Origin of the sequence: Mesorhizobium sp. M0145 (assembly GCF_040322355.1) — a bacterium.
GTDB lineage: Bacteria > Pseudomonadota > Alphaproteobacteria > Rhizobiales > Rhizobiaceae > Mesorhizobium.
Genome location: NZ_JAMYTK010000054.1, coordinates 1 through 9,872 on the forward strand (window position 1 = coordinate 1; position 9,872 = coordinate 9,872).

Annotated in this window: 8 protein-coding genes and 1 pseudogene; 2 read left to right on the forward strand and 7 right to left on the reverse strand. The window is 57.0% G+C overall.

The features are described from left to right. Positions 1–187: 187 nt before the first annotated feature. The 3 genes and pseudogenes from NKJ28_RS32615 to NKJ28_RS32625 form a co-directional block, all read right to left on the reverse strand. Positions 188–2,188: a carbamoyltransferase family protein gene (locus NKJ28_RS32615; protein ID WP_352638551.1), complete on the reverse strand. Its 2,001-nt coding sequence runs from the start codon at positions 2,186–2,188 to the stop codon at positions 188–190. Positions 2,189–3,095: 907 nt separating this feature from the next. Further along, a pseudogene (locus NKJ28_RS33125) lies at positions 3,096–3,278 on the reverse strand (hypothetical protein); the annotation flags it as partial. 272 nt (positions 3,279–3,550) lie between these two features. Then, positions 3,551–3,955 (reverse strand): transposase, encoded by a 405-nt coding sequence (locus tag NKJ28_RS32625; protein ID WP_352638559.1) that lies wholly within the window; start codon positions 3,953–3,955, stop codon positions 3,551–3,553. Between the two features lie 262 nt (positions 3,956–4,217). Here NKJ28_RS32625 and NKJ28_RS32630 point away from each other — a divergent pair, with 262 nt between their 5' ends. Both NKJ28_RS32630 and NKJ28_RS32635 read left to right on the forward strand, forming a co-directional pair. Then, a complete protein-coding gene (locus NKJ28_RS32630) occupies positions 4,218–4,781 on the forward strand; it encodes an IS66 family transposase (RefSeq protein ID WP_352638553.1) in 564 nt (187 codons plus the stop codon). 4 nt (positions 4,782–4,785) lie between these two features. Further along, a complete protein-coding gene (locus tag NKJ28_RS32635) occupies positions 4,786–5,418 on the forward strand; it encodes an IS66 family transposase (RefSeq protein WP_352638554.1) in 633 nt (210 codons plus the stop codon). Between the two features lie 409 nt (positions 5,419–5,827). On the opposite strand, the gene ctlX is transcribed toward NKJ28_RS32635, so the two are convergent. The 4 genes from ctlX to NKJ28_RS32655 all read right to left on the reverse strand — a co-directional run. Beyond that, on the reverse strand, positions 5,828–6,712 hold the full coding sequence (gene ctlX / locus NKJ28_RS32640; RefSeq protein ID WP_352572655.1) for a citrulline utilization hydrolase CtlX: 885 nt from the start codon (positions 6,710–6,712) through the stop codon (positions 5,828–5,830). Positions 6,713–7,023: 311 nt separating this feature from the next. Beyond that, positions 7,024–8,241, reverse strand: a complete 1,218-nt coding sequence (locus NKJ28_RS32645) for an arginine deiminase (protein ID WP_352638555.1) — start codon at positions 8,239–8,241, stop codon at positions 7,024–7,026. A 217-nt stretch (positions 8,242–8,458) separates the two neighbouring features. Continuing rightward, a complete protein-coding gene (locus NKJ28_RS32650; RefSeq protein WP_352572645.1) occupies positions 8,459–9,160 on the reverse strand; it encodes a methyltransferase in 702 nt (233 codons plus the stop codon). Between the two features lie 463 nt (positions 9,161–9,623). Continuing rightward, on the reverse strand, positions 9,624–9,872 hold a 249-nt coding region (locus NKJ28_RS32655; RefSeq protein ID WP_352638557.1), incomplete at its 5' end, for a hypothetical protein.

Sequence of the window (9,872 nt, forward strand, 5' to 3'; positions counted from 1 at the left end):
ATTCGGATCGGCCTTAGCAACCAAATCCTACGTCATTTCAACGGCTTGAACCACATCCGCCAACCCACCGTGAATTTTCAGGCTAACACGTCGCTTCACAGCTGCGGTCCGGTGGCGAGTGCCTTTTTTACAGCATGTTGCGGTCCTTGAGGCCGCCGGATGTCGGAGCTGCTGAAGAGTCATCATTTCAGCCATCTGCGCGGCATTCTGGTCGCAGATCGATAAAGCGCTCGCGCCAGAGCAAGAATACCTCGTCGATGAGCTTGTCCCGATCGTCCGGCGCGGAGTCGATGAGATCCGCAACCTGCGAAAATCGGCCACCGAATTCACTCAAATATCGTATGAGGTGCAAGCTGTTCAACTGACGAGAGTAGCTTGGTGCCCGTCTCAGGACGGCCCACTGCTGTTTGGCAGCCGTGATTTCCTCTAACCACGCCGCGTCACTTAGCTTTAGAATACATGTTGCGATGAGACTACTTAAGCTGCCTGTTTTTGCAGCCATGTTGTCCTCTATAAACAGGTAATCGAGATCAGTCGTCAAGAATGTTTGAATGGCGTCGGCGACATCCTGCACAATCGGCTCGTATCGATTGTTGAAAGAAGTGTTAAGAAGCACGGGGCAGCCGGTTGTTGCCTTGAATGACGATATTAACCTCCAAAAGTCTGGGCTGGAGGTTCTCGTGACGACTTGTACTCTCGCCGTTCCGTTGACATGGGTGACGGCGCCAAGTTCAGCGCGCTTCTCTTCTCGCACCTTGGCAACAAATACCATATGCTCCATATTTGGATTCGATGGCAGAGGGATGAAATAGTCCTCAAAATCCTCAGCAAGCACCGCTGGCGCGAACGGGCGAAAGCTCTCTCGCTGCTTGATTGCCAGGTTAATCCGTTGCCAATTTTCTTGAGGTCGAGGGTCTCCAAGTATGCTTCGGTTGCCAAGCGCACGCGGCCCAAACTCGGACCTGCCTCTCGCCCATCCGATTATTTTACCCTGAGCAATTTTGTCGGCAGCGGCCTCAAAGACGTCACCGCACTCAACAATGCTCATCCCCCCTACCCAAAACTCTATCTCCCGGCGAACGTCGTCATTTTCAGGGAGTTTTGGGCCAAGGAGGGGAGAATATAGGGTTATGTTAGTTTTTTCTTCTTTTTTCTGTTGACTGGCTATGTAGAGGGCCGCACCGAGAGCGGCACCACCATCATGCGACGCGGGATGAACAAAAATATTCTCAAATATGTTCGTGCCAGCAATGAGCCCGTTCATCACGCAGTTCTGCGCAACACCTCCTGCCAAACATACGTTTTTCAACTCCAATTTAGCCTGCCACCAAGAGAGAACGTCAATGACAACGACCTCTAGCAATTTCTGAATCGCGGCGGCAAAATGAGCTTTTCGTTGCCATTCCCGCGTGCCTGGCTCTGCCCGACCGAGAACGCCAAGGCTATAAGCGATATCGCCAAGTCTTATGATATCGAGGTCGTAAGATCCATCAGGATTAAACATGTAAAGCTTAGATACGGGGCCGAAATACCTATCAGATCGTCCATACGGGGCGAGCCCCATCACCTTGTATTCATCGAACATCGAAAACCCGAGAAGTTGAGTGGCATACCGGTAAAAGTGTCCGAGGGAGCACTTCACAGGATAACTATAGATTTCTTCGACAACTCCGTGGGTGCCACGAAAAATACTCAGCGATTCCCTCTCTCCTTCGCCATCGACAACAAGAACCAGAGCTTCTGTGAAAGTTGACGCCAGATACGTTGCGGCGGCATGGGCATGGTGATGCCTGACGAACTCGATTTTTTGGCGGTCGATGTCGACCCCGAACGCCTGCGATATATTGTTCATCAGGATGTCCCGCACTCCCGTTTTTTTCTCTATACCTAACGTCGCGGCCTCTTTGGCTAACTCGGAATCAAAATAACTTTCGCCGAAGAAGAACGCGAACTTGTCGATCTCGTGAATCGAACAACGCGCGGCGTCGATCGAGGCTCTCATTGCTAGGGCGGGGAAGCGATTGGTGTGCTTTTGCCTGGATAGCCTCTCCTCTTCGACAGCAAAGAGTGGCAGCCTACCCTTGATAACCGCAGCGGCCGCATTATGAAAGAACAGCGGCGAGAGTTTCGAAAAGTCGTCGTTTATTTCTGAATATCGAGGGCCGCCACTAAAACCAACGATCAACATATTTCAAGTACCTCGCTTGCGTGCATTTCTGTCAAATGTTGGCGAGTTCGTCCGCCGTCAACTGCCAAGTGGGCAACAGACGAATCGCCTAGCGCGCTCGCAGGCTTGTGAGCCGGGACATGAGTTTCTGCCGACAACTGCTGCGAGATAGCGAGAACAGAGTTTCAAAAACCGTGCCAACTGAGCAGACAAGGCTTCAGGAGGGCCTTCTAAACCTTTTCAGTGTCTTAGATGACAGTGCCGAATGACGCTGGCCAAAAGCACCGTGTCGCGGACTCGACAATAGGCGCCTCTTTGAATAGCTTGTCGCGCATCCTTCCGTTGATCTCGAAGATGGCTCGCTACAGGCCGGGGATTTCGAGGGGTGCCGCATCTGGCATGGTTTGATCGGAAGTCCGGCACGCAGCTCAACCGATCTGAACTTGCGGGCGAGCAAGGGTCGCGTCCCCACAGGTGGTGTAGCTCGGCGGTAGCTAAGCCGCTCGCGAGCGTGCCCTCGATAGCGCTGTAGCGAGCGAGCGGCTTTGCGGTGGTCATCGACAGTTCGCCAGTAAGGTCGGGTTGCTGACACCAACCTGATTCGAAGGAACCATCGATGACCGACGACATGATGAACCTGCGCGCGATCGTGGAGAAGACTCCGGATTCCGATCTCTTGCGCGAGATGATTGGCTTTGCCGCCGGGCGCTGAAAATCTCGAAGCGCCGCGGCCTGAAGAAAGCCCGAGTGGCACTCGCGCGGCGTCTCACTGTCATCAGTAAGCGTCACGAGCACCGCACGGCGGTCCTTGCTTGACAGAGGCAGGATTCCGATGCGGGCCGCTTTGACTCGCTTGGCATGAAGTACGAGCGGATGGCGACGATCGCCTTCGCAACGGCGGCGACGCCCGCGTCGTCCAGACGGGAGTTCACCCCCGTTGTGTCCCGGATCGGGGCGATGATGTCGCCGGTTGCGGCATGACCGCGGGCCGGTGCTTGCGTCGCGGACGATCCTTGTCTTCGGCGGCATCGTCATTGGCCGCGACCGGCACCTCGCAGAGGTCGCCGAGATCGAGCGCGATCTGCGTCGGATCGAGGACGGCCAGCTTCTCCGATTTTTGCCCCGAAGATCATCTGCTGGAGCAGATCGGCATAGACGCGCAGCTCCGCGTTCTCGGCTTCAAGAGCCAGAACGATTCTCTGCAGCTCGGCAGGATCCGATGGCAACGAATCAGGGCGGGGCGACATGATCAACCCTACCAAGCAGCCCCGAATCTTCAGCAAATCCAGTCACTTCACGCCGCTCTGACCGGTTTTTTGACGTGTTTCTTCGCCACTTCGTCCAGTCGAGGCCGGGCCACCAGAAGGGCGAACTCCTCGCGCGTCAGCCGGACCTGGCCGTCGCGGATCGGTGGCTAGGTGAAGCGCCCGGATTCGACCCATTTCGAGAGCCAGAACCATGCCGCGGCACAAACTGCAGGGCTGGCGTCGTCTCCGCAGCCGCTTTCGCCTGCACCAGCCCCGCCTGTCGCCGCCAGACGGAAAGAAGGCCACGACTTACGCCCCAATGTCGCGCGACTGCCGAGATGTTGGCGCCCGACTCCGCACTCTCCGCGACGACCCGAGCCTTTCCCGCCGGCGTCCAGTTGCGCCGCCGCCGCCGGCCGGTGATCACCTCGATCCGGCGATAGCGACCCTCTTCATGCCTGTCTTGATGACTGGCATCAGGCTCGTCCCACTCCATGCGCCTGCGCTCCTCGGGAATCAGCGGCAAATCTCGCCAGTGCATTGCCCGCAAGATGGGTGCTCGTGACGCTCACGATTGAACAGTTGGAATTGCAACTTGAAGACCTTGTGACGTCGGCGACCGAGGATGAGCTTGCCGCGGCCGCTGCGGCGGCGAGGACCCAGAGCGTGCGTTCCTTCACGCGCAAGCGACCAGTGGGCAAAAGCCCTGGCCGGAGAATATCGCACGCGAGCGCGTCGTCATCGAGCCTCCCGCCGCCTGCGCCCGCTGCGGCGGATCGCGGCTGTCGAAGCTGGGCGAGGATGTGACCGAGACGCTGGAGGAAATTCTGCGCCGCTTCAAGCTGATTGAAACGGTGCGCGAAAAGTTCACCTGCCGGGATTGCGAGGCGATCAGCCAGCCGCCGGCGCCGTTCCATCCTACGCCACGCGGCTTCATCGTTGCGCAGTCGCTGGCGACGATCCTGTTCGACAAGTTCGGCATGCACACTCCGCTCAACCGTCAGAGCACGCGCTTCAAGGCTGAGGCGATCGACCTGCCGGTGTCGACGCTGGGCGATCAGGTCGGCCACGGAACCTTCGCCGTCATGCCGCTCTTCCATCTGATCGAGCGCCATGTGCTCGCGGCCGAGCGCCTTCATGGCGACGACACCGCCATCCGCATCCTGGGGAAGAACAAGTGCACGACCGGGCGCATCTGGACTTACGTGCAGGACGATCGGCCCTCCAATGGGCATGCACCACCAGCGGCAGTCTATTACGCCTCGAGCGACCGGCGTGGCGAAACCCGCAGAAGCAAGTGGCCGCCTTCGCCGGCATCTTGCAGGCCGACTGCTACAATGGCTTCGAACCGCTGTCGACCCGCATAAAAACGTGCTGCCGATCACGCCGGCATTTTGCTTCGCCCATGCGCGGCGGGGGTTCTTCGAACTGGTCGACATGGAGAAGAATGCCCGCGAGGGCAAGAAGGGAAAGCCGGTCTCCCCGATCGCGCTGGAGGCGGTCAAACCATCGACGCGCTGTTCGAGATCGAACGCGCCATCAACGGCCGCAGCGCTGACGAGCGGTTTGCCGCGCGCCAAGAGAAGAGCAAACCCTTCTCGACGACACGCCTGGTTGCTCCGCGAGCGCGATACCCTCTGGCGCTCTTCCGAAGTCCTGAAGCCGATGAACTACATGCTCAGGCGCTGGATCGACTTCGCCCGCTTCATCGACGACGGCAGGATCTGCCTCAGCAACAACGTCGCCGAAAGAGCGTTGCGTGGCATTGCTCTGGGAAGGCGCTACTGGACATTCGCCGGTTCCCAGCGCGGCGCCGACCGCGCCGCCGTCATGCTTACCCTCATCACCACGGCACGCCTCAACGACGTCGACCCGAAAGCCTGGCTCGCCGACGTCTTGGCCCGCTTGGCGGATCTTCCCACCTCGCGTCTGCACGAACTACTGCCCTGGCAATGGAAGCGCCTGCGTGAAGCCGCCAGGCCCGCCGATCAGCAGGCCGCCTGACCACGCAACGCCATCATAGAGCCCGCCGCGCCCACGCGCGGTGCCAATCATGCGGCCTATGCGCACAGGTGCGCGTCTCGGTTCGTCGCATCAAGGTGGCGATGGCCTCAGCGTATCCCTATGCCGAGGAGTTCGCCCTGGCTCACGCCCGAATACGTGCCGCGGCTCTGTGACGCCGCCCGGACCTGAACCCTTCTCACAAACAACAGAGGATACATTGCTGAAGAACCCGAACGTCGCAACACCGCGGCGCTGATCGCGCCCGTCCTCGAACTCCAAAGCCATGCCAGTGGCCGCGCCGCGTCACAACGGAGCCTGGCGCTAAATTCGGTGAGAGAAGCGGGCTACCGAAAGCCGGAGATCCTTTTGATTACGGAGCAAATATCGTGGGGATGGAACACGTGCCCTTCTATCTCCGTGGCGTAAGATGCACGCCCGCGATTGTGCATCGGACGGAACCGCCCCCCCGCTCGATAGTAGGAATTGCCAGCGGCAGCAGTTGCGCGCTCTCGCCGATGATGGCGACCTGCTCCGGCGTCAATGTCGAGAATGCGGTGGTCGACAGGGCCAAGATGCGCCCGCTTTCGCCTGTGAGCTCAATCGCATTCCCTGCGAAATTCTCAATCTGGAACGCGGTAAGCGCAATTACCCGGCGGCCGGTCCCTTCCAAACGATCGACGATTTCGCGCCGTCTCATAGAGTCAGTAATCATGTCGAGCCCGATCATGGCGAAATCGGTTGCGACGCACATCAACACGTTCGTATGGTAGATATCCGCTCCCGAGGGGTCTTTCGCCGAAAAGAGCATGGGCTCAAAATTAAATTGGCTGCAGAACCTCTGAAGCACGATTGGATTTGTCCGCTCGGATCTTACAGCATATGCGACGCGGTCGATGTGATCAAGCACCATCGCACCGGTGCCTTCCAAGAAGAGCCCGTCCGGTTCGAGACCAGAATAGTCAATTACCACCTGCACTTTATAGAATTGCTTCAGCATCTGGATAATGTCACTTCGACGCTCACGCCGGCGGCTTAGAGCCTTCATCGGATAGATCGATACCTGTCCTCCGGGATGGGTCGAAAACCAGTTGTTCGGAAATACCGAATCCGGAGTGTCGCTGCCTTCGTCCTCGAACAAATGCACCGCAACACCCTCACCTTGTAGCAGCGTAGCGGCAACCGTGATTTCGGCATATGCAAGCGGCGACAAGTCCCTTCCATCACGGTCCGCTACCTGAAATCGGTTATCGGTCGCAGTCTCGGCATTGACAGTGAAATGATGCGGTCGGATCATAACCACAGCGGAAGGAGACTGGACGGAGAATTCTGAACGTCGTGACACGAGAAGACTCCTGTCGGCTTGCTAGCGCATCGAGGATGTCGAAGATATTTCTCGGTCCTCCCGAGGGCGTGACGGTATTCTAAATTTCGTTCCGTAGATCGCTATTCGACTTGGTGACGCAGTGAACAACTCTCAGTTAATTTGCCGGATGCCTGGAAAATACTCATATTCGATCGAGTCTAAATTTATTAGTGCGCTACATGGCGAAACCGCCTTGGCGGTTGGTCACCAGTATTCATATAGTACAAGCAGTTTCTCTGTCGTTAGAGCGGATTGCGCACCAGTGGACAAGTCATGCAATGTACTCCGCCGCGGCCGCGGCTGAGTTCTGAGCCACCGATTGTGATTACCTTCACACCGGCTGCCCTCAGTAGCGCGTTCGTGTGTACGTTACGGTCGTAAGCAATCACAACGCCCGGCTCGACGGCGAGCACATTGTTGGCACCATCCCATTGTTCCCGCTTCGCCTCGAAGTTGTCGCCGCCAGTTGGGACATTACGGAGAGCTTTCAGCCCAAGCGCATCGGCCACCACAGTTAAGAAGGGACTTGCCTCCTTGGTGACGTCCAGCGCCCCCGCAGGATTGCCTGGTCTCAGGGAAAACGTCTGCAACCGCTCGATTACCTCCTGATATGTCGTCACGACGTCATGGTCACAAAACGTGAAGACTGTGTCGAGATGCATGGAGCTGCGGTTCCGCGGCATCAGCGCTGCGATAACGTGCGTCACTTCTTCCGTCATGAACAAGCTACGTGCAAATGCCTCGACTGCCTGCGGCATTGTTCGTTCGCCCATTCCAATCAGTACGATCCCGCCGCCGATCGGCATCACATCGCCGCCTTCCAGGCTCATTGCGAGATCTGTTCCATTGGGCGATAGGTAAGTGAAGGCGGCGTCTCGAAATCGGGGATGGAAGCGATAGACGGCCTCGACATTCGCAGCCTCAGGTTTGCGCGCCCGCCAATACATTGTGTTAATCGAGACGCTACCATATAGCCAAGATGAGCTGTCTCGTGTGAAAACCTGGTTCGGCAATGGCGGCAGGACGAAATCCTCCGGCATGAGCGTTTGCCCCGTCAGGCTACGTTGCTGGAACGGGATTTCTGCAGCCACAAGCCCACCAACGAGATAGGTGGCGAGCTGGTCAGGCTGTATCTCTTCAAGCCAGCCGCTCAACTCATCGAGCATGCCTTGCCCCACCGAGGAGTGATCTATACGGCGGTGCAGGAGCCAGCGACGCGCTTCCGGTGACGCCATCGTTTCCGATAACAGTTCCTCGAATGAGTGAACTAATACGCCAAAGTGGCGCAATCTCTCCACGAAGATGTCATGTTCCTCTCCGGCGCGTTTAACCCAAGGCACATCGTCAAAAAGAAGGCTCTTGCAGTTCTGCGGAGTAATGCGATCGATACCGAAACTTGGTCGGTGCACCAGAACTTCTCGCAACGGGGCAACCTCGGAATGCACACATAAGCTCATCATTGCAGTAACCTCAGAACGAGCAGACCCGCTTCTTTAGACTTCGCGGCAACTGATGACAATCATGGTGTCCCTGGACTCGCTGCGACGTCCAGAGTATAAAGAAACTCCACTAGTCAGAGGTGGACAGTCTCTTATTCTGTTCAGGCTCAACACTGCTCTTCTCCGCGCTATTTAGAGGCCCCAGGCCGGAGTTCTCCAATGGACGGAATAACTATCGCTAGGCGGTCAGTCTGATGATGTAATAACGGCAGGTGAAGCCGCTTTTTGTGAGTTCTCCATATTGTGTCGTCTCTTGCTGAAATCCCGCGTTGTCGATCAGACCGTGGAGGTAGTCGATGTCCGCGGACGTGCCGAAGTTCAATAGAACCCGGCCGCTTGGTCGCAGTCGATACTTGACCTCAGTGATGAACCGTGTGAGGCCCCGGTAGTCTTCGTCTGTGCTGGCTGCTTCGAGCAGGTCGCGTGGCTTGAACCAGCGAAATGGCGGATCGAACACAACAAGGTCGAAATCACCGTCGACTTCGTCGAAGATGTCAGACACGGCGAAGGTAATCTTATCTGCCACGCCGTTGCGATCAGCGTTCTGCCTGGCACATTCGATGGCTTGGGGGTTAATGTCCACAGCAACGACGCGGGCTCCTTTGCGGGCTGCGAGGATTCCGCTTACGCCGCTTCCGGTGCCCATGTCCAACACACGTTCACCGGGCTTGACTTCCGCCTCGATTGCCTCGTGGTAAGAGTCGCCAGTCTCGTTATCCGTACTGGGAGAAAACACTTCCGGTCCGATGGTTAAGTCTAGTCCCATAAACCAGATTCGTTCCGGAAGGCACGCCTTTTGCCTCTGATAGCTCTCGTCGTGCCAGGAACGGATTAGCTCGACCTGATTTTTTGTCATGTTCGGCATGTAACGTTCAGTCATCTAACAAGTCCTTCTTTTCATCAGTCATTGTGGCCACCTCTTGAAAGATGGCGTGGATGAGAGGCTATTCTCCCCGTGCATCATAGCACCTAGAGTCTCACCGGATTTGCGGCGGCGCAATACCGTGTAAATTAAAGACTTGTTAAATCTTGTTACGTTCGCTGCGAATTTGTTTGTCGATCACATATAGTGTTATGCGGTGCATTCTTTGCCGACGTGGCAATCGACCAGGTCGTGAAACCCGCTTACAGCCTGTCCACCGAAACTCGGGATTGGGGCCGGTTGAGTGGCCCATCGTTGTCTTTCGCTCAAGTTGTCTTGACTTGAGCGGCACATGCCTTTTTTGATGGCGGCTGGTCTACATCAACGTATACGGCGTGTCGCCTGATTGCCGTCGCCAAGATGGAGATCCGCACGCTTCCGGCCTCATAAGAGTCACGGGGTCGAAGCGCCATCTTTTGAATCAAGCTTCCAGAACGTCGGTTCGACCGTCAGCATCTTTCAAAATCCTCCCGCAGACATCATCGTCAGGGAGCGTCCATTCGAGCCGCGCTGACTTTAATTGTTTCGTACGCCTCCGGTGAAGCTTTCGATTACCCACATCGTCGGCTTGATCCAATGGAGATGCGAAGGCGATGTCGTGCAAGCAGGTCATGCCGCGCCAGACGACCATGTTGCCGGGACTCGGATCATGTTTGCGGGCGAGAGCCGC

Excerpts from the sequence above, each read along its gene's own strand:
- NKJ28_RS32650 (WP_352572645.1), bottom strand. The coding sequence starts at position 9,160 with ATGACTGAACGTTACATGCCGAACATGACAAAAAATCAGGTCGAGCTA.
- NKJ28_RS32645 (WP_352638555.1), bottom strand. The coding sequence starts at position 8,241 with ATGATGAGCTTATGTGTGCATTCCGAGGTTGCCCCGTTGCGAGAAGTT.
- NKJ28_RS32615 (WP_352638551.1), bottom strand. The coding sequence starts at position 2,188 with ATGTTGATCGTTGGTTTTAGTGGCGGCCCTCGATATTCAGAAATAAAC.
- ctlX (WP_352572655.1), bottom strand. The coding sequence starts at position 6,712 with ATGATCCGACCGCATCATTTCACTGTCAATGCCGAGACTGCGACCGAT.
- NKJ28_RS32625 (WP_352638559.1), bottom strand. The coding sequence starts at position 3,955 with ATGCACTGGCGAGATTTGCCGCTGATTCCCGAGGAGCGCAGGCGCATG.